This window comes from Pseudomonas sp. FDAARGOS_380 (assembly GCF_002591235.1).
Taxonomy (GTDB): Bacteria; Pseudomonadota; Gammaproteobacteria; order Pseudomonadales; family Pseudomonadaceae; genus Aquipseudomonas; species Aquipseudomonas salmasensis.
Genome location: NZ_CP023969.1, coordinates 3,722,469 through 3,747,257 on the forward strand (window position 1 = coordinate 3,722,469; position 24,789 = coordinate 3,747,257).

Annotated in this window: 21 protein-coding genes, 1 other RNA gene and 1 pseudogene; 13 read left to right on the top strand and 10 right to left on the bottom strand. The window is 61.7% G+C overall.

Features of this window, described 5'->3' with window-relative positions:
* The first annotated feature begins 39 nt into the window (after nucleotides 1–39).
* Nucleotides 40–2,406 carry an NAD-dependent DNA ligase LigA gene (gene ligA / locus CRN80_RS17435; RefSeq protein WP_098950671.1) on the top strand — a complete coding sequence of 789 codons (2,367 nt, stop codon included), beginning with the start codon at nucleotides 40–42 and terminating at the stop codon, nucleotides 2,404–2,406.
* Between the two features lie 81 nt (nucleotides 2,407–2,487).
* Here ligA and CRN80_RS31755 read toward each other — a convergent pair.
* Nucleotides 2,488–2,607, bottom strand: a pseudogene (locus tag CRN80_RS31755) (outer membrane lipoprotein carrier protein LolA); the annotation flags it as partial.
* A gap of 48 nt (nucleotides 2,608–2,655) precedes the next feature.
* Between CRN80_RS31755 and CRN80_RS17445 the strand changes: the two are divergent.
* The 5 genes from CRN80_RS17445 (at nucleotide 2,656) to CRN80_RS17465 (ending at nucleotide 7,927) form a co-directional block, all read left to right on the top strand.
* The gene (locus tag CRN80_RS17445) at nucleotides 2,656–3,822 is read left to right on the top strand and encodes a putative zinc-binding metallopeptidase (protein ID WP_098950672.1); all 1,167 of its coding nucleotides are present in this window, start codon (nucleotides 2,656–2,658) and stop codon (nucleotides 3,820–3,822) included.
* Nucleotides 3,823–3,920: 98 nt separating this feature from the next.
* Nucleotides 3,921–4,017: signal recognition particle sRNA small type (ffs, locus tag CRN80_RS17450), an RNA gene on the top strand.
* 151 nt (nucleotides 4,018–4,168) lie between these two features.
* Nucleotides 4,169–6,130, top strand: a complete 1,962-nt coding sequence (locus CRN80_RS17455) for a hypothetical protein (protein ID WP_098950673.1) — start codon at nucleotides 4,169–4,171, stop codon at nucleotides 6,128–6,130.
* 158 nt (nucleotides 6,131–6,288) lie between these two features.
* The gene (locus CRN80_RS17460; RefSeq protein WP_098950674.1) at nucleotides 6,289–7,335 is read left to right on the top strand and encodes an N-acetylmuramidase family protein; all 1,047 of its coding nucleotides are present in this window, start codon (nucleotides 6,289–6,291) and stop codon (nucleotides 7,333–7,335) included.
* Nucleotide 7,336: 1 nt separating this feature from the next.
* Nucleotides 7,337–7,927, top strand: coding sequence for a hypothetical protein (locus CRN80_RS17465; protein WP_098950675.1), 591 nt, complete (start codon nucleotides 7,337–7,339; stop codon nucleotides 7,925–7,927).
* A gap of 121 nt (nucleotides 7,928–8,048) precedes the next feature.
* On the opposite strand, the gene CRN80_RS17470 is transcribed toward CRN80_RS17465, so the two are convergent.
* Entirely contained in the window at nucleotides 8,049–8,912 is an 864-nt protein-coding gene (locus tag CRN80_RS17470; protein ID WP_003193202.1) for a LysR family transcriptional regulator, read from the bottom strand.
* Between the two features lie 98 nt (nucleotides 8,913–9,010).
* On the opposite strand from CRN80_RS17470, the gene CRN80_RS17475 reads away from it, so the two are divergent.
* The 6 genes from CRN80_RS17475 to CRN80_RS17500 all read left to right on the top strand — a co-directional run bounded on the left by CRN80_RS17475 (nucleotide 9,011) and on the right by CRN80_RS17500 (nucleotide 15,673).
* Nucleotides 9,011–9,952 (top strand): DMT family transporter, encoded by a 942-nt coding sequence (locus CRN80_RS17475; RefSeq protein WP_098950676.1) that lies wholly within the window; start codon nucleotides 9,011–9,013, stop codon nucleotides 9,950–9,952.
* Nucleotides 9,953–10,029: 77 nt separating this feature from the next.
* Entirely contained in the window at nucleotides 10,030–12,090 is a 2,061-nt protein-coding gene (dnaX, locus tag CRN80_RS17480; protein ID WP_003193200.1) for a DNA polymerase III subunit gamma/tau, read from the top strand.
* A gap of 43 nt (nucleotides 12,091–12,133) precedes the next feature.
* A complete protein-coding gene (locus tag CRN80_RS17485) occupies nucleotides 12,134–12,472 on the top strand; it encodes a YbaB/EbfC family nucleoid-associated protein (protein WP_003193199.1) in 339 nt (112 codons plus the stop codon).
* Between the two features lie 141 nt (nucleotides 12,473–12,613).
* Nucleotides 12,614–13,648, top strand: coding sequence for an NADP-dependent oxidoreductase (locus CRN80_RS17490; RefSeq protein WP_003193196.1), 1,035 nt, complete (start codon nucleotides 12,614–12,616; stop codon nucleotides 13,646–13,648).
* Nucleotides 13,649–13,714: 66 nt separating this feature from the next.
* On the top strand, nucleotides 13,715–14,317 hold the full coding sequence (gene recR, locus CRN80_RS17495; RefSeq protein ID WP_032895829.1) for a recombination mediator RecR: 603 nt from the start codon (nucleotides 13,715–13,717) through the stop codon (nucleotides 14,315–14,317).
* A 207-nt stretch (nucleotides 14,318–14,524) separates the two neighbouring features.
* On the top strand, nucleotides 14,525–15,673 hold the full coding sequence (locus tag CRN80_RS17500; RefSeq protein WP_098950677.1) for an acyl-CoA dehydrogenase family protein: 1,149 nt from the start codon (nucleotides 14,525–14,527) through the stop codon (nucleotides 15,671–15,673).
* A gap of 111 nt (nucleotides 15,674–15,784) precedes the next feature.
* On the opposite strand, the gene CRN80_RS17505 is transcribed toward CRN80_RS17500, so the two are convergent.
* A complete protein-coding gene (locus CRN80_RS17505; protein WP_003193191.1) occupies nucleotides 15,785–16,333 on the bottom strand; it encodes an adenine phosphoribosyltransferase in 549 nt (182 codons plus the stop codon).
* 76 nt (nucleotides 16,334–16,409) lie between these two features.
* Nucleotides 16,410–17,144 carry a fumarate/nitrate reduction transcriptional regulator Fnr gene (gene fnr / locus CRN80_RS17510; protein WP_005790290.1) on the bottom strand — a complete coding sequence of 245 codons (735 nt, stop codon included), beginning with the start codon at nucleotides 17,142–17,144 and terminating at the stop codon, nucleotides 16,410–16,412.
* A 154-nt stretch (nucleotides 17,145–17,298) separates the two neighbouring features.
* Between fnr and CRN80_RS17515 the strand changes: the two genes are divergently transcribed.
* The gene (locus tag CRN80_RS17515) at nucleotides 17,299–17,760 is read left to right on the top strand and encodes a VCBS domain-containing protein (protein WP_032895831.1); all 462 of its coding nucleotides are present in this window, start codon (nucleotides 17,299–17,301) and stop codon (nucleotides 17,758–17,760) included.
* A 6-nt stretch (nucleotides 17,761–17,766) separates the two neighbouring features.
* On the opposite strand, the gene hemN is transcribed toward CRN80_RS17515, so the two are convergent.
* The 6 genes from hemN to ccoG all read right to left on the bottom strand — a co-directional run bounded on the left by hemN (nucleotide 17,767) and on the right by ccoG (nucleotide 24,697).
* A complete protein-coding gene (hemN, locus tag CRN80_RS17520) occupies nucleotides 17,767–19,149 on the bottom strand; it encodes an oxygen-independent coproporphyrinogen III oxidase (RefSeq protein WP_098950678.1) in 1,383 nt (460 codons plus the stop codon).
* A gap of 103 nt (nucleotides 19,150–19,252) precedes the next feature.
* A complete protein-coding gene (locus CRN80_RS17525) occupies nucleotides 19,253–19,936 on the bottom strand; it encodes a sulfite exporter TauE/SafE family protein (protein WP_098950679.1) in 684 nt (227 codons plus the stop codon).
* Nucleotides 19,929–20,141, bottom strand: coding sequence for a cbb3-type cytochrome oxidase assembly protein CcoS (gene ccoS / locus CRN80_RS17530; RefSeq protein ID WP_003193184.1), 213 nt, complete (start codon nucleotides 20,139–20,141; stop codon nucleotides 19,929–19,931). The genes CRN80_RS17525 and ccoS overlap by 8 nt, the downstream gene beginning before the upstream one ends.
* A 22-nt stretch (nucleotides 20,142–20,163) precedes the next feature.
* Nucleotides 20,164–22,614, bottom strand: coding sequence for a heavy metal translocating P-type ATPase (locus CRN80_RS17535; RefSeq protein ID WP_098950680.1), 2,451 nt, complete (start codon nucleotides 22,612–22,614; stop codon nucleotides 20,164–20,166).
* Between the two features lie 125 nt (nucleotides 22,615–22,739).
* Complete coding sequence (locus CRN80_RS17540; RefSeq protein WP_014719446.1) at nucleotides 22,740–23,279, bottom strand: FixH family protein; 540 nt, start codon at nucleotides 23,277–23,279, stop codon at nucleotides 22,740–22,742.
* Nucleotides 23,280–23,293: 14 nt separating this feature from the next.
* The gene (gene ccoG, locus CRN80_RS17545; RefSeq protein WP_034128398.1) at nucleotides 23,294–24,697 is read right to left on the bottom strand and encodes a cytochrome c oxidase accessory protein CcoG; all 1,404 of its coding nucleotides are present in this window, start codon (nucleotides 24,695–24,697) and stop codon (nucleotides 23,294–23,296) included.
* Nucleotides 24,698–24,789 lie beyond the last annotated feature (92 nt).

The window sequence follows — 24,789 nt, forward strand, 5'->3', positions numbered from 1 at the left end:
GCAGCTTCGGCTGCTCTTTTGCTTTATGAGAGAACACCCATGACCGCCGCCCATACCCGCATTCTCGAACTGCGCGCTGAACTGGATCAGCACAACTACCGCTACCACGTCCTCGACGAGCCGAGTATTCCGGACGCCGAGTACGACCGCCTGTTCCACGAGCTCAAGGCCCTGGAGGCCGAGCACCCGGAGCTGGTGACGCGTGATTCGCCGACGCAGCGGGTTGGCAGTGCGGCGCTGTCGGCGTTCACCCAGGTCAAGCACGAGATCCCGATGCTCAGCCTGGGCAACGCCTTCGATGAAACCACCATGCTGGAGTTTGATCGCCGGGTCACCGAGGGTCTTGATCTGCCGGTGGGCGATCTGTTTGGCGCTGGCGCGGCGGTGGAATACAGCTGCGAGCCGAAGCTGGACGGCCTGGCGGTCAGCCTGCTGTACCAGGATGGCGAGTTGGTACGCGGTGCTACCCGGGGTGATGGCACCACCGGCGAGGACATCAGCGTCAACGTGCGCACCGTGCGCAATATCCCTCTGAAACTGCACGGCACGGGCTGGCCGGCCACCCTGGAAGTGCGCGGTGAAGTGTTCATGTCCAAGGCCGGTTTCGAGCGATTGAACGCCTCGCAACTGGAAGTGGGCGGCAAGACCTTCGCCAACCCGCGCAACGCCGCTGCGGGCAGCCTGCGCCAATTGGACTCGAAGATCACCGCCAGTCGCCCGCTGGAATTCTGCTGCTATGGCATCGGCCAAGTGACTGCGGATATCAGCGACACCCATATCGGCAACCTCAAGCAGTTGCAGAAATGGGGCATGCCGATCAGCCACGAATTGAAGCTGGCCAAGGGTATCCAGGAATGCCTGGACTACTACCGCGACATCGGCGAGCGCCGCAATGCGCTGGGCTACGAAATCGACGGCGTGGTGTTCAAGGTCAACAGCATTGCCTACCAGCGTGAACTGGGCTTCCGCGCCCGCGAGCCGCGCTGGGCGATTGCGCACAAATTCCCGGCCATGGAGGAACTCACCGAGCTGCTCGACGTGGAATTCCAGGTTGGTCGCACCGGTGCGGTGACGCCGGTGGCGCGCCTCAAACCGGTCAAGGTGGCCGGCGTGACCGTGTCCAATGCCACCCTGCACAACATGGACGAAGTGGCACGCCTGGGGCTGATGATCGGCGACACCGTGATCATCCGCCGCGCCGGTGATGTGATTCCGCAGGTGGTCTCGGTGGTCACCGAACGCCGCCCGGAAAACGCCCGCGCCGTGCAGATCCCGCAAAATTGCCCGGTGTGCGGTTCCCATGTGGAGCGCACGCAATTGGTCAAGCGCAGCAAGGGCAAGGAAACCGTCAGCGAAGGTGCGGTATACCGTTGCGTCGGGCGCCTGGCCTGCGGTGCGCAGCTCAAGCAGGCGATCATTCATTTCGTCTCGCGCCGGGCCATGGACATCGATGGCCTGGGCGACAAGACCATCGAGCAACTGGTGGATGAACAGCTCATCGGTTCGCCGGCCGATCTCTACAAGCTCAAGTACGAACAGATCATCGACCTGGAAGGCTTTGCCGATATCTCCAGCAAGAAGCTGATCAGCGCCATCGAAAACAGCAAGACCCCAACCCTGGCACGCTTTATCTACGCCTTGGGCATTCCCGACGTGGGCGAGGAAACGGCCAAGGTTCTGGCGCGCTCGCTGGCGTCCCTGGAGCGTGTACAAAAGGCGTTGCCAGAGGTGCTGACATACTTGCCGGATGTCGGGCTGGAAGTGGCCCATGAGATCCATAGCTTCTTTGAAGACGGCCACAACCAGCAGGTGATTGGTGCGCTGTTGTCGCCGGACGAATGCGGTCTGCAATTGCAGGAGCAGGGCGAACTCAGCGCCGAATTCGCCGCCAGCACCACCTTGGGCGGTTTGCTCGACAAGCTGCACGTACCCTCGGTGGGGCCAGGCGCGGCGCAGAAGCTCGCGGACAAGTTCGGTTCGCTGGAAGGCATCATCAAGGCTGACTGGCTCGATATGCGCCAGGCGCTGCCCGAGAAGCAAGCCAAGGCTGTACGGGAGTTTTTCGACAATGCCGACAACGCCAACCATGCCCTGGCTATCGAGCAACAGCTCAAGGACTTCGGCATGCACTGGCAGAGCGAGAAAAAGCTCGTCGAAGGCTTGCCTGAAGCCGGGCACACCTGGGTACTCACCGGCTCCCTGGAGTTGATGAGTCGCGATGTGGCCAAGGACAAGCTCGAAAGCCTGGGGGCCAAGGTGGCCGGTTCCGTTTCGGCGAAAACCCACTGCGTGGTGGCCGGGCCGGGCGCCGGTTCGAAATTGGCCAAGGCCAATGAGCTGGGCCTGAAAGTACTGGACGAGGAGGCCTTCGTCGCCTTCCTGGCCAAGCACAACATCACCGTCTGACGGCCTTCACGCGCAGACGCAGAGCGTCCAAGGCGGCATTCCCACGCGGAGCGTGGGAACGAGCTCTCAACGAGCTCTCAACACTGTAGGAGCGAGCTTGCTCGCGAAGATCCGGAGGGCGCCGCTGTGAACCAGGCGCCCCGCGTTATCGTTGACGAGCTTCGCGAGCAAGCTCGCTCCTACAGGGAGCAGTTGAACGATCCCGAGCGAGAAATGATCTAGTCTCTGTCACCCCAGGGAGAGATCGCCATGTTCCGCTACTTCGAGCAACTCAGCACGCGCATCGCCGCTCCGTTCATGGCCGAAACCTCGCGCAACAGCAAGGTGTGGCAATGCCGGTGTGGCCAGTCGCTGTTCTTTCGCAACAGCCAATGCCTGGCCTGCCAGGCGGCGTTGGGTTACCAGCCGCAGCAAAGCCGCCTGTCGTCCCTGCAACCTGGGCCGGTGGTCGGTACGTGGCTGGCCGACGACAATCTCGATGCCGGCGCTTTCCGGCGCTGCGCCAACCTCGACTCACCGGCTGCGTGCAATTGGTTGATTCCTGCCCACAGCACCGCGCCGTTATGCGTGGCCTGTAGCCTGAACCGCACCATCCCTGACCTATCGATTGCGGAAAACCCCGAACGCTGGCGCAAAGTCGAAACCGCCAAACGCCGCTTGGTGGCGCAACTGATCAGCCTGGGCCTGCAAGTGGTGCCCAAGAGCGTTGACGAAGAGACTGGCCTGGCCTTCGACTTCATCGGCATCGACCTGGAAGGCAATGCGCCTACCACCGGCCACGCCAATGGGCTGATCACCCTGGACATCAAGGAAGCCGATGACGCCCACCGCGAAAAAGTCCGCGTACAGATGCGCGAGCCCTACCGCACCTTGCTCGGCCATTTTCGCCATGAAGTCGGCCATTACTACTGGGACCGCCTGATCGCCAACAGTCACTGGCTTACCCCTTTTCGCAACCTGTTCGGCGACGAACGCGCCAGTTATGCCGAGGCCCTCGACCAGCACTACCAGAACGGCCCGCGCCCGGACTGGCAACTCACCTGCGTGAGCGCCTACGCCACCATGCACCCCTGGGAAGACTGGGCCGAAACCTGGGCCCACTACCTGCACATGATGGATGCTGTGGACACGGCCCTGGGATTTGGCATGAGCGCCCGCGAGATGGACCTGGATTACCAGCCATTCCCCCTGACCACGCTCTACGACCCCCAACACCCTGGCGGTCCGGCATTTCTCTGCTTCGTCAATGCCTGGATCGAACTGGCCGGCATGCTCAACGAACTGTCCCGCGCCATGGGCCAGCCGGATTTCTACCCCTTCGTGCTGCCGCCCGCGGTGATTGCCAAGCTGCACTTTATTCACCTGGTCATCCAGGAAGAGGGCGGCAGGGCCGATGGGGTTATGGCAAGTGCTTGAGCCTTCTCATTTTTTAATCCGGAACCAACGGTTGTAACTTCCGATGAGATGGGTACAATGGCGCGGCTTGCCGAGAGGCAGCGTCGTTATGGTGACCCCATCGGTCCCCCCGCAACGATTACCCGTGAACCTGGTCAGAGCCGGAAGGCAGCAGCCACAGCGGGAACATTGTGTGCCGGGGTGTGGCTGGTGGGGTTGCCTCCATAACGCTCCCTTCTGCAGTCCCTTCTAAAACCCAAGTTATTTTCAGCCAGTCATCTGTGATGCTTATTGCACAGTGCATGACGGTCATTTCGCATCTGGTGGCATACTCCCAAGCGTCTCTTCCCCCTGGCTACGAGGCTCTATGCACTCGGAACATTTCGACTTATCCAGCCCTGTTTTCTTGCCGATCACGGAGCAAACCTGTGCGGGTTTGTTGGGCCGCGAAGGTTGCGATGCGCTTGTAGCCCTGAGTGAGCCGCAATTGGCGGCGGTGCTGGTGATCCAGAACCTGGCGCAGGTGCCGGAAAGCGACCTGAGCGCCAGCGGTGCGGAAAAAGTGTTGGCCAAGCTGATTGACTGGGCAGTCGATGCCAGCCATTCGGCCAGTGTGTCCCTGCTCTCTGAAGCGCAGCGGCTGTTCGATCAGAGGAAGCTGTACTTCGGCCTCAATGTGGTCAAAAGCCTGAAGCTGCGCTTTCTGCTGGAGGAGGAAGTACAAGCGCGGGACTATCTGTTGCCCAGTGGCAAATGGGACGTCGAGTATAAAGTCCGCCACCTCAAGGCCAATGACCCGTTCAGCCAGCAGGTGATCACGCCCAGGCACCGCGAGCGCTGGTTGAGCGCCGAGCAGGACAAGCTGCTCAGGACCTTCCGTGCCAACCTGAACGAAGACCTGCATGTGCAAGGCTACGCCGGCATTGGCAAGAGTCACCTGCTGGTGGCCTTGCTGGAGCACCTGCGCCCGGAAAAGACCTTATTGCTGGCGCGTACCCCGGCAAAACTCGAAACCCTGCGTGCCCGCATGGTGGGTGTACGGGAGCGTAAGGCCGGGCATACCTTCCAGGGCTTTGCCCATGCCCTGTTGCATGGCCCCAGGCCACAGCCGCTGAATACACCGGCGAGGGTGCCGACCAAGCAGGCGCTCGCTCAAGAATTGAATATCTTTGGTTTTCGCCGCCTGGAAGGGCAGGCGGTGGTGGAGGTGTGCCTCAAGGTGCTTGAGGCCTACTGCCGCTCTTGGGAGTACAGCCTGTCGGCCCAGCATTTGCCGCATTTCAAGCAACCGCTCGCTGGCGTCGATGCCAGGGTGCTGCTCGAATATTCCAGCCGGTTGTGGGGCTACCTTGAGGCGAACCCGGCCTGGGGCCGCCACACAGGGTTTGAAGCCTTGTTGATGATCAAACGCGCCAGCCTGGCAGGCTGCGTGGTGCCCGAGCGCTATACCCACGTGCTCATCGATGAGAGCCAGGATATCCCGGCGCCGCTGTTGCAAATCATCGAGCGCGGCCGCCAGGTGCTGATCACTTTGGGGGATGAGTATCAGCAGGCCAGCGGCGGCGTGGTCAAGCGTGCCCGTGAGGTTCGCCATACCGACGTGTGCTACTCCGTGCGTTCCGGACGCAATGTCGAGCGCCTGGTCAACCCATTGATCAGCTTGCACTCGGAAAAAACCAAATCGCTTTTCGAAGGCGCCCGCGATGCCGACGTGGGTATTGAGTTTTACCCCCAGGGTTTTGTGCCCCCGCAAGGTTGCGCGGTGTTGACCGCCTCCCATTGGGACACCATGCAGTGGGCGATCCAACTGAGCCACGCCCGTTGTGCGTTCGGCCTGGCGAGCAAAGAGGCCCAGCAGTCGCTCAAGCACTTCATGGACACGGTCATCGCGTTGTTCAAGCCCGATTTCTATAGCAATGAGTTCAATGACCTCGGGCCCCATCCGTTTTTCAGCGACATGGCCGATTGGCAGCAGGTGCGCGAAGGCTGCCAGTTCGATGAGGCGTTTCTGTGGGTCGAGGCCGAGCTGGAAAAAGGCTTTAACGTGGCGGATGTCACGCGTCTAAACAGGTTGATTGGCCATCCGGAGGAGCGCGTCCTGCTGATGCTGGCGCAGGACGCGGGCGGCATGGAGTTCGACCGGGTACTGCTCACTCCGGAACTGTTGACCAATGTGAAGTTCCAGGACGCCTACGCCTTCGATCAACGACTCTGTGCGGTGTACATCGCGATCTCACGGGCGAGGGTGCAGTTGTACCTGCCCTACGATGTGGTCGAGTGGCTCGACTACCACAAGTATCAAAAGACCCGTGAATCCCACGGTTACTGACGGATTTAATCCGGCTGTTTCACAACTTTCATAAAGCCCTCTGGACAACCCGCAGACCGCCTTGTTAGCTTGCGCCGGCCACTTGTTTCAGAGTATGACAAGGGCGTGGATTTGATATTGAAGTGCTATCGCTTCTTTCACTCACAAGGATGTCTGTCATGAAAAGCCTGCAAGGGTTGCCTCGTCTTATCAGTGCTCCGGTAGGGACGCCCGGCAAAGCCCGCAACTTGCCCGCCGATGTTCAGTGCATCCAGTATTTATTCAATTTGATCATTCCCAAGATGGGGTTTGCCTTGCTCGAAAACGGCAAGTGCGACGGCCAGTTGGTGCAGTGCATCAGCCAGTACCAGTTTCGCCATCTCAAGTACGCCCATCCCGATGGCGTGATCGACCCCACCGGGCGCACGTTCAACAGTCTGATCGAAGAGGCACTGAAGGTGCCGGTGCGGGCTTTTCCCACTACGCGCATTCCGACGTTTCTCAATATCTTGGGCAATAACAACGTCGATGCGGTGCAGGCCACGGTCAATGTGTACCTGGACCGCGTGCGCGCGGTGATCGAGGCCGAGCGGCGTAACCGGCAATTGATGATGCAGTCCACCTGCGACGGCGGGACAACCTTGAGCGATACGGATTTTCAGAATGCCGCCAAGCAATTGGGCAATGGTATTTCGATGAATGTGGTTAAGGCGTTCGCCACGGTGGAGTCGGGCGGGAAGGTGGGGTTTGGGCCGGCCAAGTTGCCGATCATCGCCTTTGAAGGGCACCACTTTCGCAAGTACACCAAGCACATCTACGACCAGTCGCAGCCGCTGCTGTCGTATGTGTACAAGAAAAAAGCCGGCCCGCAATGGCAGACGAACAACAAGGATCAGGTCAAGGCCTGGGAGACCATGGCCACCGCCTTTGCGCTGGACCAGGAAGCCGCCCTGATGTCGGCCTCCTGGGGCATGTTTCAGATCATGGGGTTCAATTTCGCCGCGTGCGGGTTCAAGACGGTGTTTGAGTTCGTGGCGTCATTGAAGATCAATGCCGGTAACCAACTCAAGGCCTATCTCAGCCTTTGCAGCCACAACTCGGCGTTGTTGAGCGCGATGAAAAACAAGGACTTTACCGCCATGGCCCGTAACTATAACGGCGATGATTACGGCAACTATGACGTCCTGATGAAACAAGCCTACGAAGCCTTTGAAGGGAAGAAATAAGATGATTCGTTATCTGGCGATGGGAGTGTTGTCGTGGTGCGCCGTGGCGCCCGCGTTGGCCGGCTCGGCGGCGTTGCATTCAGGTCAATATGAAGGGCTGATGCTGGCGGTGACGCCTGGGCATCAGGTCGAAGGTTTCTACCAGGAGTCGATGGGCGAGGGTGTGGCCCGTGGTTGCACGTTCTACCTCCAAGGCAAGCCAGAGGCGCTCACCACCTGGCGGGACGCTGCCTACCCAGGCAGTGTGGCAGCGGCGACCGACGGGGTGACGCTGACGGTGGAGCATGGCCGCCAACACCCTGGCTGCATCAACGTGCTGATGCCGGAGATCGCCACCGGCCTGGAGCTGAGCCAGACCGCCAGCAAACCATGGATCGGCTTGGTGACGGTGTCTGCCGACAAGGCTTACCTGCTGAAAACGCCGGGCGCCAAAGCGGCAAAGCGGCCCTACATCGTCAAGCATGACGTGGTGGGCGTACTGGCGTTCAAAGACGGCTGGGCGCAGGTGGAATTTATCAACGCTGACGACCGTTCGTTCACGGGCTGGATCAGCCAGGGCCAGTACGCACGGTTGGCCGCGCCCAAGCCCTGAATTGTAGGAGCGAGCTTGCTCGCGAAAAGCGTCAACGATAACGCGTGCTTTCTGAATAAACGCGGCGACTGTGAGTTTTTCGCGAGCAAGCTCGCTCCTACATTAGGGCGATTAGGGCAAGTCAGCCGAAGGTCTCGCGCAGTAGCCCGGCAAACGCATCTCGCGCCAGGTGCCGCTGGGTGTCCGTGTGCCAGAACAGCAGGTTATCCACGGGCGCCAGCGCTTCAAAGCGATACGACGCCAGCTGATTGGCCTGTTCATAGCGCGCCAGGATCCCCTCGGGTGCCAACGCCACGCCAATCCCCGCACTGACGCATCCGATGATCGTGCCCCAACTGGCATAGCTGGCGATCGCAGGCTTGACGTCGTGGGGCTTGAGCCAGTTTTCCAGGGCGGCGCGATAAGGGCAGCCCGGCGGCCATACCAGCAATGTACGGCCGGCCAAGTCCTCGGCGCTGTTGATGGGGGCACTGCACGCGCTGGCGATGAGCACCAGGCGTTCGCTGTAGACCACGCTCTGTTCCAGCTTTGTGCGTTTGCCGCCGGCGGCCACCAGCGCCACATCCAGGCGGTGGTGCTGCAAATCGTCCAGCAGTTGCGCCCAGGCACCGGTGACCAGTTCCAGGCTGACATCGGGATAACGCCGGTGGTATTCCGCCAGTAATGGCGGCAGGCGCCCGCTGGCACTGGATTCCACCGCACCGATGCGCAAGGTGCCACGGGGAATGGCGTTGGCATCCACCGCACGTTTGGATTCATCCACCAAGGCCAGGATACGTTCGCAGTAATCCAGGAAGATCTCTCCCGCGGCGCTGATCGCCAGCCCACGGCCAGCACGGATAAACAACGGCGTGCCCAACTCGCTTTCCAGCTGCTTGATGCGCGTGGTGATGTTGGACGGCACGCAGTGCAATTGCAGCGCAGCCTGGGCCACGCTGCCGGTTTGCGCCACGGCTCGCACCATTTTCAGTTGGGCCAGTTCCATTGCTCAGTTCCAATGATTTCAGAAGTCAGAAACGCTTAATTGTCCTATGCCTGGCCTGGGCCAAGACTGGCAGCATTCCTTTTGCGTGGATGCTGTCGATGAATACTCCGTCACCTCTAAAGCTTACGCTAGTCATTGCCAGCGTCATCCTCTGTTGGGCGTATTCGCCCATCGGCGTGCACATGGGGTTGCACAGTTACAGCCCCGGCCAATTGGCGCTGCTGCGGTTTTTGATCGCGTCGGTATTCATGGGCGGCGTAGCCTGGGTGGTGGGCATTGGACGGCCACTGTTGCGCGACGTGCCGTGGCTGTTGGTGCTGGGCTTTTTCGGGGTGTTCCTGCACCACACCAGTCTCAATTATGGCCAGCAATGGGTGACGGCGGCAGCGTCGAGTGTGTTGGCGCAGTCGGCGCCGCTGTTCAGTGTGTTGATCGCGTTTTTCTGCTTGAAGGAGCGGGTCAGCGCCTGGCGTTGGGGCTGCGTGCTGCTGGGGTTGGCCGGCGTACTGGTGGTGATCTGGGGCGACCAGGGCATGGGCGATCTCAACCCGCGAGGTTTGCTGATCTTGCTGGCGGCCTGCTCATGGAGTGTGTACTTCGCCATCCAGCGGCATCATGCCCAGCGCTACAGCCCGTTGACGATGGCGTGCTACATGGTGTGGTCCGGCACCCTGATGCTGTGCGTGCACCTGCCGGGCCTGCCCGCCGCCATCGTGCAGGCGCCGATGGCGGAGAATCTCGCCGTGCTGGTGCTGGGCATTTTCCCCAGCGCCTTGGCCTATCTGGCCTGGGGTTACGTGTTGAAGCACGTCGAGGTCAGTCGCGCGTCGGTGGCGATGTACCTGATTCCACCGGTCGCGATGCTGATGGCCGCCACGCTGCTCGGCGAACACGTTGCCCTGCAGGTGATGCTGGGCGCGGTGATCGTGCTGGCCAGCGTCGCCGCTATCAGTCTGGAAGGGCGTTGGCGCTCCAAGGTGCCAGCAAAACGCCCGCAGGTGCCCTCTGGGAGGCCAATTGAACAGGCTTCGTCAGATTAGACGAGCGTGCCGGATGCAATTTCCCCCTTGCTCCGCTAGCATTACCGGCTTCCGCTTCCCAGTTGCGACGGTTTTCGATGAGTTATCAGGTTCTTGCACGTAAATGGCGCCCGCGCTCGTTCCGCGAAATGGTCGGCCAGACCCATGTGCTCAAGGCTCTGATCAATGCCTTGGACAGCCAACGGCTGCACCACGCCTACCTGTTCACCGGTACACGCGGGGTGGGCAAGACCACGATTGCGCGCATCATCGCCAAGTGCCTGAATTGTGAAACCGGTATCACCTCGACGCCTTGTGGCACCTGTTCGGTGTGCCGTGAGATCGACGAAGGGCGTTTCGTCGACCTGATCGAGATCGACGCCGCAAGCCGCACCAAGGTCGAAGATACCCGCGAACTGCTGGACAACGTGCAGTACGCGCCGAGCCGTGGCCGCTTCAAGGTCTACCTGATCGACGAAGTGCACATGCTGTCCAGCCACTCCTTCAACGCCTTGTTGAAAACCCTGGAAGAGCCACCGCCCTACGTCAAGTTCATCCTGGCTACCACCGACCCGCAGAAACTTCCGGCAACGATTTTGTCGCGGTGCCTGCAGTTCTCCCTGAAAAACATGACCCCCGAGCGTGTGGTCGAGCATTTGACCCATGTGCTGGGCGTCGAGAACGTACCGTTCGAAGACGACGCACTGTGGTTGCTGGGCCGCGCCGCCGATGGTTCGATGCGCGATGCCATGAGCCTCACCGACCAGGCCATCGCCTTCGGTGAAGGCAAGGTCATGGCCGCCGACGTGCGCGCCATGCTCGGTACCCTGGACCACGGCCAGGTGTTCGACGTGCTGCACGCGCTGATCGAGGGTGACGCCAAGGCGTTGCTCGAGGCCGTGCGCCACCTGTCGGAGCAAGGCCCGGACTGGAACGGTGTGCTCTCCGAAATTCTCAACGTACTGCACCGCGTCGCCATCGCCCAGGCCCTGCCGGAAGGCGTGGACAACGGCCACGGCGACCGCGATCGCGTATTGGCCCTGGCCCAGGCCTTGCCGGCCGAAGACGTGCAGTTCTACTACCAGATGGGCCTGATCGGCCGCCGCGACCTGCCCCTGGCACCCGACCCGCGGGGTGGCTTTGAAATGGTGCTGCTGCGCATGCTGGCGTTCCGGCCAGCAGATTCGGCAGACGCGCCGAGACAGCCGCTAAAGCCAGTGGGGATCAGCCAGGCCACAGTTGATTCCGCCAAACCAGTGGCTGGCGCGGCCGTTGTTGCGCCAGTAGTTGCTGCGCCTGAGCCGGTTGCGCCGGCACCTGAGCCCGAACCTGCGCCGGTTGCCGTCGCACCGGTGGTCGAGCCCGAGCCGGTCATCGAGCCCGCGCCAGTGGTCGACCTGCCCTGGAATGACCCGGTCGAAGCACAAGTAGAGCCCGAGCAACAGCCCGCTGTAGAACCCGTGCTGGAAACCACCGGCGAGCAGCCCGAGCTGACGCCGATGCCTGCGCCGACTCCGGACAGCGTGGTGCCGGATGCCCCTGAGTGGGTATCGGCCCCGGTTCCTGAGCCGACGGTCGCCCAGGTTGATGCGGCTACCCCAGGCATTGACCTGGACGACGAACCGCCGCTGGACGAAGACTACATCGAGCCAGACATGGATTCGGCTTACAGCTACCTGGACGACTTGGCCAGCGAGCACACCGCCGAACCTGCGCCCGAGCCCGAGGCAGAACCTGCCGCGGCCCCGGCTACCGGCCTGGCCCTGCAATGGCTGGAATTGTTTCCGAAATTGCCGATCTCCGGCATGACCGGCAGTATCGCTGCCAACTGCACCCTGATTTCCATCGAAGGCGACCACTGGCTGCTGCACCTGGACCCGGCCCATAGCGCCTTGTTCAACGCCACCCAGCAGCGCCGGCTCAACGATGCGCTCAACCAGTACCATGGGCGCACGCTGACCATCGCCATCGAACTGATCAAGCCCGAGCAGGAAACCCCGGCCCAGGCCGCGACCCGTCGGCGCCTTAACCGCCAGCGCGAGGCTGAGGATTCGATCCACGCAGATCCGCTTATCCAACAAATGATGCAACAGTTCGGTGCGGTCGTCCGCCACGATACTATTGAACCTGTCGAAGCCCCGGTGTCCCAAGCGTCATGACTCCGGGCTACTCATTGATCCACGTACTTTTGAGGTGATTCCCATGATGAAAGGTGGCATGGCCGGCCTGATGAAGCAGGCGCAGCAGATGCAGGAAAAAATGGCCAAGATGCAGGAAGAACTGGCCAACGCCGAAGTCACCGGTAAAGCCGGTGGCGATATGGTCAGCGTGGTGATGACCGGTCGTCACGACATCAAGCGTGTCAGCATCGACCCAAGCGTATTGCCGGGCGTGGGTGAAGATGACCTGGAAATGCTCGAAGCGCTGTTCGCCGCAGCCGTCAACGACGCTGTGCGCAAGATCGAAGCCAACAGCCAGGACAAAATGTCCGGCGTGACCGCGGGCATGCAACTGCCACCGGGCATGAAACTGCCGTTCTGACACACGCTTTTAGCTAGACTCAAATGCCAGGCATCGCGCCTGGCATTTTTTTTGCGCGGTCGAAACATCGAACCCCAAGCCTTCACCGATGGTCTGCACCCTATACCGTTGAAACCATTCACCGATAAAGGAGCCCCGCTGATGCCTCAAGAAATGACGCTCAACCAACGCATCGTTCTGGTCTCACGCCCTCAGGGCGCACCCACGCCGGAAAACTTTCGCCTGGAACGTGTAAGCCTGCCGGACCTGGCAGACGGCCAGGTGCTGCTCAAGACCCTCTACCTGTCTCTGGACCCCTACATGCGTGGACGCATGAGTGACGCGCCGTCCTACGCAGCACCCGTGGAAATCGGTGAAGTGATGACCGGTGGGGCTGTCAGCCGTGTCGAGCAATCGCGCAACCCGAAATTCGAAGTGGGCGACCTGGTGGTCGGCGCCACCGGCTGGCAAAGCCACTGCATTTGCGAAGGCCATAACCTGATCCCGCTGCCCAAGGGCCTGCCGAGCCCGTCGATGGCCTTGGGCGTACTGGGTATGCCGGGCATGACCGCCTATATGGGCCTGATGGATATCGGCCAGCCCAAGGCCGGGGAAACCCTGGTGGTGGCGGCTGCGTCTGGCGCGGTGGGGTCGGTGGTGGGCCAGGTGGCCAAGCTCAAGGGCTTGCGCGTGGTGGGCATTGCCGGTGGCGCCGACAAGTGCCGCTATGTGGTGGATGAGTTGGGCTTTGACGCCTGTATCGACCACAAGAGCGAAGATTTCGCCCATGAGCTGGCCCTGGCCTGTTTCAAGGGCGTGGACATCTACTTTGAAAACGTCGGCGGTAAAGTCTTCGATGCCGTGCTGCCTTTGCTCAACCCCAAGGCGCGCGTGCCGCTGTGCGGGTTGATCGCCGGCTATAACGCCCATGAAGCACCCAGCGGCCCTGACCGTTTGCCGGCGCTGCAACGCACTTTGCTGACCAAGCGGGTGCGCATCCAGGGCTTTATCGTGTTCGACGACTATGGCGACCGCCAGCCGGAGTTCCTCAGCGCCATGGCGCCTTGGGTGCGCGAGGGCAAGATCAAGTTCCGCGAGGACGTGGTCGATGGCCTGGAGCAGGCGCCCGAAGCCTTTATCGGCCTGCTCGAAGGGCGCAACTTCGGCAAGTTGGTGGTGCGCGTCGCGCAGGATTGAGTATTTGACGCTAATCCGGGGCGCGGGTATAAACCGCGTCTCGTTGTTTTGTCGGACCCTTCGCTCATGAGCTTCAGCCCCCTGATTCGCCAACTGATCGACGCCTTGCGCACTTTGCCCGGTGTTGGCCAGAAAACTGCCCAGCGCATGGCGCTGCAACTGCTGGAGCGTGATCGCAGCGGCGGCACTCGCCTGGCCCAGGCTCTGAGCCAGGCCATGGAAGGCGTGGGCCACTGCCGCCAGTGCCGCACCCTTACCGAAGAAGAACTCTGCCCACAATGCGCCGACCCGCGTCGCGACGACACGTTACTGTGCGTGGTGGAAGGGCCGATGGATGTATACGCCGTTGAGCAGACCGGTTACCGCGGGCGTTACTTTGTGCTCAAGGGCCACCTGTCGCCGCTCGATGGCCTGGGGCCGGAAGCTATCGGTATTCCACAACTGGTGGCGCGGATCCAAGAGCAGGGCACCTTTACTGAAGTGATCCTGGCAACCAACCCGACGGTGGAAGGTGAAGCCACGGCGCACTACATTGCCCAACTGCTGACCAACAAAGGCTTGATCACTTCGCGGATTGCCCATGGCGTGCCGTTGGGAGGGGAGTTGGAGCTGGTGGATGGCGGTACCTTGGCGCACTCGTTCGCAGGCCGCAAACCCATCGCCCTCTAAAACCCACTGCAATCTGGGACTTCCTAACCCTGTAGGAGCGAGCTTGCTCGCGAAAAACCAATAGGCGCCGCGTTTACTCAGGAAGCACGCGTTATCGTTGACGTTTTTCGCGAGCAAGCTCGCTCCTACAGGGTTAGCGCAGACGCATGACTTGATAACCAAGCAAGCGCTTGGTAAGTTCGCTCCATCCCGCCATGGAGCTTGCCGATGTCTGCCTATCAGGAATACTTCGATCCCAGCCACCAATTGGTCCGCGACAGCGTGCGCCGCTTCGTCGAGCGTGAGATGTTGCCCAGCATCGAGCAATGGGAGGAGGCAGAAAGCTTTCCTCGCGAGCTCTACCTCAAGGCCGGTGCGGCGGGGATTCTAGGCATTGGCTACCCCGAAACCCTGGGTGGCAGCCACGAAGGCGATCTGTTCGCTAAGGTCGCCGCCAGCGAAGAACTGATGCGCTGCGGCTCTGGTGGCGTAGTGGCAGGGCTCGGCTCCCTGGATATCGGCCTGCCGCCCATCGTCAAATGGGCCCGGCCCGACGTGCGTGAGCGCATAGCGCCCCTGGTGCTGGCTGGCGAGAAGATCATCGCCCTGGCGGTCACCGAGCCCAGCGGCGGCTCAGATGTAGCCAACCTGCAAACCCGTGCCGTACGTGAGGGCGAGCATTACCGCGTGAGCGGCGCCAAGACTTTTATCACCAGCGGCATTCGGGCTGACTTCTACACCGTGGCCGTGCGCACGGGCGGGCCGGGCTTTGGCGGTATCAGCCTGCTGCTGATCGAAAAAGACACCCCGGGTTTCACCGTCGGCCAGCCACTGAAGAAGATGGGCTGGTGGGCGTCGGACACCGCCGAGTTGTTCTTCGACGATTGCCGCGTGCCCGTGGGCAATCTTATCGGCGTCGAGAACATGGGCTTTGCCTGCATCATGGGCAACTTCCAGAGCGAGCGCCTGGCTTTGGCGCTGATGGCCAATATGACTGCACAGCTGGCCCTGGAGGAAAGCCTTCAGTGGGCCGCCCAGCGTGAAGCATTCGGCAAACCTATCGGCAAATTCCAGGTGCTCAAGCATCGCCTGGCGGAAATGGCTACCGCCGTGGAAGTTTCCCGCGAGTTCACCTATCGCCAGGCCGCGAAGATGGCCGCCGGCAAGAGCGTGATTAAAGAGATTTCCATGGCCAAGAACCTCGCCACCGATACCGCTGATCGGGTGACGTATGACGCGGTGCAGATCCTGGGTGGGCAGGGGTATATGCGTGGCAGCCTGGTGGAGCGGCTGTATCGTGATAACCGGATTCTGTCGATTGGTGGCGGGACGCGTGAAGTGATGAATGAGATCATCAGTAAGCAGATGGGGCTTTGACTTTTAGGGTGTTCTCTCGAACGCCTTCGCGAGCAAGCCCGCTCCCACATTTGGCATGCATTTCAAATGTGGGAGCGGGCTTGCCCGCGATGGCGGCAGTATTGACGATCTTTATCTTTCAGTCAGCCCAAACTGCGTCAGGCAAAACGTCGGAATCCCCATGTCTGCCAACCGCTGCGAGCCACCCAGCTCCGGCAAATCGATAATCGCCGCCGCTTCAAAGATCTTTGCCCCCATGCGCCGCACCAGGTTCGCCGCCGCAATCAGGGTGCCGCCGGTGGCGATCAGGTCATCGAACATCAGCACGGAGTCGCCTTCGCACAGGCTGTCGGCGTGCACTTCCAGGAAGGCTTCGCCGTACTCGGTCTGGTAACCCTCGGCCAGCACGTCCGCCGGCAGCTTGCCTTGCTTGCGAAACAGGATCAGCGGCTTGTTGAGCTGGTAGGCGATGATCGAGCCGATCAGGAAGCCACGGGCATCCATCGCACCAATATGGGTGAAGTCGGCTTCGACATAGCGTTGGGCAAAGCTGTCGGCCACCAGGCGCAGGGCGCGGGGCGATTGGAACAGCGGCGTGATGTCACGGAAGATCACCCCAGGCTTGGGGAAGTCGATGACGGGGCGAATCAGGGATTTGATGTCGAACGAATCAAAGGTCATCGTCGAGGAGTCCAGAGCGGAAAACGGACTCGAAGTATACCTGCGGCCTCGCCGATTGGCGCGGCCGCAGTCTGGATCAGACCTCCAGGGAACCGCCAGCCAATGCACACAGCTGGATCGGGTCGAGGATATGCACCTCTTTACCTTCTGCAGCAATCAACTGGTTCTGCTGGAAGCGGGTAAACACGCGGGACACGGTCTCCACTGCCAGGCCCAGGTAATTGCCGATCTCATTGCGCGACATGCTCAGGCGGAACTGGTTGGCCGAGAACCCACGGGCACGGAAGCGCGCCGACAGGTTGACCAGGAACGTGGCGATGCGCTCATCGGCGGTTTTCTTCGACAGCAGCAGCATCATTTGCTGGTCGTCACGAATCTCGCGGCTCATCACGCGCATCAACTGGCGGCGCAATTGCGGCAGTTGCAGGGCCAACTCATCCAGACGCTCGAAAGGAATTTCGCACACCGACGTGGTTTCCAGGGCCTGGGCCGACACCGGGTGAATCTCGGTGTCCATCCCCGACAGTCCAACCAGCTCGCTGGGCAGGTGGAAACCGGTGATTTGCTCTTCGCCGCCGTCGCTGAGGCTGAAGGTTTTCAGTGCGCCCGAACGTACTGCATAGACGGAATCAAACTTGTCGCCCTGGCGAAACAGAAACTCGCCTTTTTTCAGCGGGCGGCCGCGTTTGACGATGTCGTCCAGCGCATCCATGTCTTCCAGATTCAACGAAAGTGGCAGGCAGAGGGGGGCCAGGCTGCAATCCTTGCAATGGGCCTGGCTGTGAGCGCGCAGTTTGACTGGCTCGGACATTTCTTAAATCCTTGTGGGAAAACACACATAAGACGTAAGGGTAACGCACTGGGGGCCACGGAGGCCAGCCTGTACAAAAACCTGTCGCGAAGTAAAGATTTGCCCGAAACGGCCGATAGCACTGCCATCGAATACCAACACGGTGGCTCAGACCATGTTATCCCTCAGTACACAACTGGCTTCACGCACCCAGATCCAGGCACTGCCCGAAACCAAGAAGGCTGCCGCGACCGATGCTGCTGCGGTTGCGTCGACGGATGAAGCCAAGCCTGCGGTGTCAGTGACCATTTCCGGTGCTGCGATGAAAGCGGCGGCGGCTGAGAAAACCTCAAACAGTGATATCGACGACAGTGGCTTGGCGGACAACGTCAAGAACCTGCTGAAGATGATCCGTGAGATCAAAAAACAGATCGCCGAGAAACAGGCCGAGATGGCTGCGGTAATGGCTGACAGAAATCTCAGTCCTGAACAAGCCCGTGCCCGACTCTCCGGGCTGCAGTCAGCGTTGAGCGCACTGCAAGCCAGCTTGACCAGCGCCCAGGCCTCCCTGACCAAGGCGATGAAAGACATGAGTGCGGGTGATGCAGTCAAGGCCGCCAGCCTGGCCATGAAGTAAACGCTTTTAGATAACCCGTGAAAACCGCTGCCTGTTCTGGTGCTCCAGGTAGACATCGAACACCATGCACACTGAACGCACCAGCAAGCGCCCAGCCGGCAGCACACGAATGCCCTGGGCGTCCAACTCGATCAGGCCGTCGGCGGCCATCGTTTCCAGCTGCGGCCATAACTCGGCAAAGTAGCCGCGAAAATCGATGTTGTACGCCTGTTCGATCCCCTCGAATGCCAGGCTGAAATTGCAGATCAACTGCTGGATCACCTCCCGGCGCAACCGATCATCCGTGGTGCAGACCAGACCGCGACTGGTCGCCAACTGCGCGCCTGCCAAGGCGTTCTGGTACTGGTTCAGGTCACTGCTGTTCTGGCAATACAGGTCGCCGATCTGGCTGATCGCCGACACCCCCAGCCCAATCAGGTCGCAGTGCCCGTGGGTGGTGTAACCCTGGAAGTTGCGCTGCAGCTTGCCTTCTTCCTGGGCCACCGCCAATTCGTCGTCGGGCAGGGCAAAGTGGTCCATGCCGATGTAGCGGTAACCGGCCTGGGTCAGTTGTTCGATGGTGGTTTGCAGCATCAGCAGTTTTTCTGCCGGCGAGGGCAGGTCGTCGGTGTTGATCCGCCGCTGGGGCATGAAGCGTTCCGGCAGGTGCGCGTAGTTGAACACCGACAGGCGGTCAGGCTGCAAGCGGATGACTTCCTCCACGGTGCGCGCAAAGTTCAACGGCGACTGCTTGGGCAGGCCGTAGATCAGGTCGATATTGATCGAGCGAAATTGCAAGGTGCGCGCTGCATCGATCACGGCGCGGGTTTCTTCCAGGCTTTGCAGGCGATTGACCGCCCGTTGCACCTCGGGGTCGAGGTCTTGCAGCCCAATGCTCACGCGGTTGAAGCCCAGTTCGCGCAGCAGGCCCATGGTGGCCCAGTCGGCTTCGCGCGGGTCGATTTCGATGCCGTAGTCGCCCGAATCGTCCTCCAGCAAATTGAAATGCTGGCGCAGGCATTTCATTACCTGGCGCAGTTCATCGTGGCTGAGAAAGGTTGGCGTACCGCCGCCGAAGTGCAACTGTTCCACGGGCTGCTGCGGGTCGAGGTGGCAGGCCACCAATTGGATTTCCTGCTCCAGGCGCTGCAGGTAGGCCTGGGCACGGCCACGGTCCTTGGTGATCACCTTGTTGCAGGCGCAGTAGTAGCAAATGTTGGCGCAGAACGGCACATGCACATACAGCGACAGTGGCCGCACGGCCTTGCGGCTGTCACGCAGGGCGTGGAGCAGGTCAAAGGTGCCGACCTGGCTGTCAAATTGTACGGCGGTGGGGTAGGACGTGTAGCGCGGCCCCGCCAAGTCGTAGCGGTGAATCAGATCTGTGTCCCAACGAATGGCGTCGAGCATGCGGGCGGTCCCCCGGATTGGCTAGTGGGCCGAGTCTAGGGGCAGGGCGGTGCAGGCATCTTGATTTGCATCAACGGGGAGCGGCGCTATGCCACAGGCCCTGCTAATGCCCCATTAGCCAGTGCTGATGGGGGCCGGGCAAGGTCCAGAGGCCGAAAATCATCACAAGCACGCCACCGGCCACCCGCACGCTGCGTTTGCGCAACAACGCCGTTACCCGTTCGGCGGCCAGCCCGGTGGCCAGCAAAACCGGCCAGGTGCCCAGCCCGAACGCCAGCATCAGCAGGGCGCTGTCCAGCGCATTGCCCTGGCTCGCCGCCCAGAGCAGGGTGCTGTAGACGAGCCCGCACGGCAACCAGCCCCACAGCGCGCCCAGCAGCAAGGCTCGCGGCAGGCTGGACACCGGCAGCAAGCGGTTGGCCACCGGCTGCAGATGCCGCCACAGGCCACGCCCCAGGCTCTCGATACGGGTGAGGCCGCTCCACCAGCCGGCCAGGTACAGGCCCATGCAGATCAGCAGCAGCCCGGCCAGCACCCGCATAAACATCGCCGCCGCGCTGTTGGCCACCGCCCAGCCGGCCAGGCCGATCAATAGACCGGCGGTGGCATAGCTGAGGATGCGCCCCAGGTTGTACGCCAGCAGCAGGCGAAAGCGGCGGCTGCGTTGTTCCTTGGGGATCGCCAGGGTCAGCGCGCCCATCAGTCCGCCGCACATGCCCAGGCAATGACCGCCGCCGAGCAGGCCGAGGATCAGCGCCGAGGCCAGCAAGGGCGCCAGCTCAAGCATGGGGGGGCTCTTTGGGCGGTTGCTCGGGGCTGTTGGCTTCGTCGATGGCGGCCAGGTGGTTCGGGTCCTGGTCGTCGAACAACACGCTGTGGGCCGGGCCATCGAGGTCTTCGTACTGGCCGCTGTCTACGGCCCAGAAGAAGATGTAGATGGCCACGCCCACTAACAGCAGTGCCGCCGGAATCATCACATAGAGAGCTGGCATCTGTACTCCATGCCCGCGCGGCTCAGGCCGGCAGCGGGCGGGTTACGGGGGCGGTGCCCGGGGCTTGCGCGCTCGGCAGGCGAGTGAGGCGCAACGCGTTGAGCACCACGGTCAACGAACTGAGGGACATGCCGATCGCCGCCCAGATCGGAGTGATCCAACCCAGGGCGGCAAACGGCAGCATAAGCCCATTGTACAACCCGGCCCACAACAGGTTCTCGATGATCACTCGGCGAGTACGCCGCGCCAGGCTGAAGGCCTGCACCAGCGCATCCAGGCGGTTGGACAACAGCACCGCATCGGCGCTGGTTTTCGCCAGGTCCGTGGCCGAGCCCATCGCCACGCTGATATCGGCGGCGGCCAGCACTGGCACATCATTGACCCCATCGCCCAGCATCAGCACTTTGCGACCTTCCTTGTGCAGGGTTTGCAGCACCTGCAGCTTATCGTCAGGGCGCAGGCTGCCGTGGGCTTCGTCGATACCCAGCTCAGAGGCGACACTGGCCACCATCGGCGAACTGTCGCCGGAGAGCAGCAGCGTGCGCCAGCCCCGCGCCTTGCAGGCGGCGAGCAATGCGGGTGCATCGCTGCGCAGGCGGTCATCCAGTACGAACCAGGCCAGCGCCCCGCTGCGGTCGCCCAGCAGCAGCCATTGCCCGGCTTCATCCGGTGAGGCGGGAATCGCGCAGCCACTGAGTTCACAGACAAAACCCGGCTGGCCGATGCGCAACACAAGTTCGCCCACACGACCTTCCAGGCCCAGGCCTGGGGTGCTCAGCACTTCATCGGCGGCCAGCGGCGCACGGCCGAAGGCACGGGCAATCGGGTGTTCGGAACGGTTCTCCAGGGCGGCGGCAAGGCCCAGGCATTGGTCGCTGTCCAGCGCACTCAAGGGCCGAATGGTGCGCAACGCCAGGCGCCCTTCGGTGAGGGTGCCGGTCTTGTCGAAAATCACCGTATCAATCTGGTTCAGGCCCTCAAGCACATGGCCGCGGGTCAGCAGTAAGCCGAGGCTGTGCAAGGTGCCAGTGGCGGCGGTGAGCGCGGTGGGCGTGGCCAGGGATAGCGCGCATGGGCAGGTCGCCACCAGCATCGCCAGTACAATCCAGAACGCCCGCGACGGGTCCAGCTCCCACCACAGCAGGCCGATCAGCGCGGCGGCGATCAGCGAGCACAACAAGAACCACTGCGCAGCGCGGTCGGCAATCTGTGCCAGGCGCGGCTTCTCGGCCTGGGCGCGCTCCAGTAGGCGCACGATGGCAGACAAGCGCGTGTCATGGCCCAATGCGCGCACTTGGACGGTCAGCGCGCCCTCGACATTCAGCGTGCCGGCCGTGACGTTGTCGCCCGTGCGCCGAGGTTGCGGCAGGTACTCGCCGGTCAGCAGGGATTCATCGATGCTGGATTGGCCGTCGAGAATCACCCCATCCGCCGGCAGCACCGCACCGGGATGCACCAGCACCCGATCACCCAGCGCCAATTCGCTAAGCAGGATGCGCTCGCTCTGGCCATCGTCTTTGAGTCGTAGGCAGGAGGCGGGCAACAGGTTGACCAGTTGGGCGGTGGCTGCGGCGGTGCGCTCCCGGGCGCGGCGCTCAAGGTAGCGGCCGGCCAGCAGGAACAGGGCAAACATGCCCACGGCATCGAAATACAACTCGCCTACGCCCGTGATCGCGGTCCAGATGCCGGCCAGGTACGCGCCGCCAATCGCCAGGGACACCGAGACGTCCATGGTCAGGTGGCGCGTGCGCAGGTCACGCAGGGCACCTTTGAAGAAGGGCGCGCAGCTGTAGAACACGATGGGCGTGGTCAGAAACATCGCCACCCAGCGCAGGATGATGTGCAGCTCCGGGCTCAGGTCGATATTGAATTCTGGCCAAGTGGCCATGGTTGCCATCATGGCCTGGAACCACAGCAAACCAGCGACCCCCAGCTGTCGCAGGGCCAGGCGATTCTCGCTGGCCAATTGTTCGGCGGCGCGGTCGGCCTGGTAAGGGTGGGCGGCGTAACCGATATGGCGCAGCTCGCTGAGCAGTTGGCTCAACGGCAATTGCCCATCGGCCCAGCGCACGTGCAGGCGATGGTTAGAGAGGTTCAGCCGCGCCTCGGCTACGGCGGGCAGGCTGCGCAGGTGTTTCTCGATCAACCAGCCGCAGGCGGCGCAACTGATGCCTTCCATCAGCAGGGTGGTTTCGGCCAGGTCGCCTTGATGGCGCACAAAGGGTTTTTGCACATCGGCGCGGTCGTACAGCGCCAGTTCGTCCACCAACTGCACGGGCAGCGCCTCGGGGTTGGCCGAGGCTTCGCTGCGGTGTTGGTAATAGCTTTCCAGCCCGCCGGCCACTATTGCCTCGGCCACGGCCTGGCAGCCCGGGCAGCAGAGTTCGCGGCGTTCGCCGAGGATCTGGGCGGTGAACCGGCTGCCGGAGGGGACGGGTAGGGCGCAGTGGTAGCAGGGGGTGGGTTGGGTCATTGCTCAGTTCCGTAGATCGTTCCCACGCTTTGCGTGGGAATGTTGCCCGTGACGCTCTGCGTCACAAAGCAGACGCAGAGCGTCCAGCAAGGCGTTACCACGCAGAGCGTGGGAACGATCATCGTCTACTTCTTCAGGTCTTCAGCGCCCTGCAACGGTTCGTCACCCAGCAGCAAGTCCTTGTCGTGGCTGACCTCTTCTTCTTCGAACAGGCGCCAGGTGTTGCCGCCCTCCACGCCAAGCAGTTCCACGAAACGGCGACCTTCGACCTTGTCGGTGACCTGGCCGATGTAGCGGCCGGGCTCGCTGTCGCTGCGGGTGAGGTTGATCTTGCGATCCTTCTCTGGCTGGGTCGGGGAGATCAGGTTCAGCTCCAGGGTATTTGGATTGCTGTAGCCGGTAAGTTGCAGCTCGACCTCGCCGGTCAGTTCGTCCAGGTGCAGCTTGCCGCGCAGTTGCAGGGTCTGGGCCAAGCGTTCGCGGTCCAGGGACCGGTTGATGCCTTTGCCGGCCTCGTAGTAGTTGTCGTTGACCAGGTTGTCCGGGTTATTCACCGCGATGGTCACCATGGACAAGGTCAGGGTCACCGAGCAGGCCAGAATCGCGATGATGATCCAGGGCCAGAGGTGCTTGTACCAAGGGCTGGCGGCAGTAGTTGCGGGCATGCGTATGTTCCCTGTTAACGGACTTGTGGGCCGATGAATCGGCTCTTGGCTTCAATATGGACGCTGGTGTCATCGGCGTCTTCGAGGATGAAGGTCACCTCGTTGGTGCTCGACGGCAACTGCTCCGGCGCACTCGACAACTCCACTGGCATGCTGACGATATCGCCGGCGGCCACTTTGATTTCGCGACGGCCTTGCAGCTTGAGGTCTGGCAGGCCGGCGGCGTCGAGCACGTAGGTGTGGTCGCGCTGGTCTTTGTTCATGATCTTCAGGCTGTAGACGTTTTCGATGCGCCCTTCGGCGTTCTCGCGGTACAGCACGCGGTCCTTGCTGACGTCGAAACCCACCAGCGAGCGCATGAAGAAGGCGGCCACCAACAGGCTGATCATCGCCAGCAACACCAGGGCGTAACCGATCAGGCGCGGGCGCAGCTTATGGGTTTTCTGCCCTGACAGGTTGTGTTCGGTGGTGTAGCTGATCAGGCCGCGCGGGTACTCCATCTTGTCCATGATGTTGTCGCACGCATCGATACAGGCGGCGCAGCCGATGCATTCGATTTGCAGCCCATCGCGGATGTCGATACCGGTAGGGCACACCTGCACACACATCGTGCAATCGATGCAGTCGCCCAGGCCCTGGGCCTTGTAGTCGGTACCCTTTTTACGTGGCCCACGTACTTCGCCACGGCGCGGGTCGTAGGACACGATCAAGGTGTCCTTGTCGAACATCACGCTCTGGAAGCGCGCATAGGGGCACATGTAGATGCACACCTGCTCGCGCAGCCAGCCGGCGTTGCCATAGGTGGCGAGGGTGAAGAAACCCACCCAGAAATACGACCAGCCATCGGCCTGGCCGGTGAAGAAATCGAATACCAGTTCGCGGATCGGCGAGAAGTAGCCGACAAAGGTAATGCCGGTGGCAAAGCCAATCAGCAGCCACAGGCTGTGCTTGCTGAACTTGCGCAGGAATTTGTTGGCGCTCATCGGCGCCTTGTCGAGCTTGATGCGCTGGTTGCGGTCGCCTTCGGTGACCTTTTCACACCACATGAAGATCCACGTCCACACGCTTTGCGGGCAGGTATAGCCGCACCACACGCGCCCGGCGTACACGGTGATAAAGAACAGGCCAAATGCCGCCACAATGAGAATGCCCGACAGCAGGATGAAATCCTGGGGCCAGAACGTCGCACCAAAAATAAAGAATTTACGCTCCGGCAGGTTCCACCACACCGCCTGATGACCGCCCCAGTTCAGCCACACGGTGCCGAAGTACAACAGGAACAGAGCGGCACCGCCGACCATGCGCAAGTTGCGGAACAAGCCAGTGAAGGCGCGGGTGTAGATCTTCTCTCTTGAAGCGTAGAGGTCGACGGTTTTGGCAGGCGGGGTAACGTCATGTACCGGTATCTGGTCGCTCATCATTGCATCCCACGGCGGTGGAGATTTGCCTCGGCCAGTACGTGCCAACCGGGGTCAAATTAAGGGTGTTGCAGTGGCCTAATGATACGCCC

Bases quoted from the DNA above. Each gene is read 5' to 3' on its own strand.
- CRN80_RS17540 (WP_014719446.1), bottom strand. From the start codon at position 23,279: ATGCCCGCAACTACTGCCGCCAGCCCTTGGTACAAGCACCTCTGGCCC.
- CRN80_RS17515 (WP_032895831.1), top strand. From the start codon at position 17,299: ATGTTATCCCTCAGTACACAACTGGCTTCACGCACCCAGATCCAGGCA.
- ligA (WP_098950671.1), top strand. From the start codon at position 40: ATGACCGCCGCCCATACCCGCATTCTCGAACTGCGCGCTGAACTGGAT.
- CRN80_RS17455 (WP_098950673.1), top strand. From the start codon at position 4,169: ATGCACTCGGAACATTTCGACTTATCCAGCCCTGTTTTCTTGCCGATC.
- ccoS (WP_003193184.1), bottom strand. From the start codon at position 20,141: ATGCCAGCTCTCTATGTGATGATTCCGGCGGCACTGCTGTTAGTGGGC.
- CRN80_RS17490 (WP_003193196.1), top strand. From the start codon at position 12,614: ATGCCTCAAGAAATGACGCTCAACCAACGCATCGTTCTGGTCTCACGC.
- CRN80_RS17505 (WP_003193191.1), bottom strand. From the start codon at position 16,333: ATGACCTTTGATTCGTTCGACATCAAATCCCTGATTCGCCCCGTCATC.
- recR (WP_032895829.1), top strand. From the start codon at position 13,715: ATGAGCTTCAGCCCCCTGATTCGCCAACTGATCGACGCCTTGCGCACT.
- CRN80_RS17535 (WP_098950680.1), bottom strand. From the start codon at position 22,614: ATGACCCAACCCACCCCCTGCTACCACTGCGCCCTACCCGTCCCCTCC.
- CRN80_RS17525 (WP_098950679.1), bottom strand. From the start codon at position 19,936: ATGCTTGAGCTGGCGCCCTTGCTGGCCTCGGCGCTGATCCTCGGCCTG.
- dnaX (WP_003193200.1), top strand. From the start codon at position 10,030: ATGAGTTATCAGGTTCTTGCACGTAAATGGCGCCCGCGCTCGTTCCGC.
- hemN (WP_098950678.1), bottom strand. From the start codon at position 19,149: ATGCTCGACGCCATTCGTTGGGACACAGATCTGATTCACCGCTACGAC.
- CRN80_RS17475 (WP_098950676.1), top strand. From the start codon at position 9,011: ATGAATACTCCGTCACCTCTAAAGCTTACGCTAGTCATTGCCAGCGTC.
- ccoG (WP_034128398.1), bottom strand. From the start codon at position 24,697: ATGAGCGACCAGATACCGGTACATGACGTTACCCCGCCTGCCAAAACC.
- CRN80_RS17460 (WP_098950674.1), top strand. From the start codon at position 6,289: ATGAAAAGCCTGCAAGGGTTGCCTCGTCTTATCAGTGCTCCGGTAGGG.
- fnr (WP_005790290.1), bottom strand. From the start codon at position 17,144: ATGTCCGAGCCAGTCAAACTGCGCGCTCACAGCCAGGCCCATTGCAAG.
- CRN80_RS17500 (WP_098950677.1), top strand. From the start codon at position 14,525: ATGTCTGCCTATCAGGAATACTTCGATCCCAGCCACCAATTGGTCCGC.
- CRN80_RS17445 (WP_098950672.1), top strand. From the start codon at position 2,656: ATGTTCCGCTACTTCGAGCAACTCAGCACGCGCATCGCCGCTCCGTTC.
- CRN80_RS17465 (WP_098950675.1), top strand. From the start codon at position 7,337: ATGATTCGTTATCTGGCGATGGGAGTGTTGTCGTGGTGCGCCGTGGCG.
- CRN80_RS17470 (WP_003193202.1), bottom strand. From the start codon at position 8,912: ATGGAACTGGCCCAACTGAAAATGGTGCGAGCCGTGGCGCAAACCGGC.
- CRN80_RS17485 (WP_003193199.1), top strand. From the start codon at position 12,134: ATGATGAAAGGTGGCATGGCCGGCCTGATGAAGCAGGCGCAGCAGATG.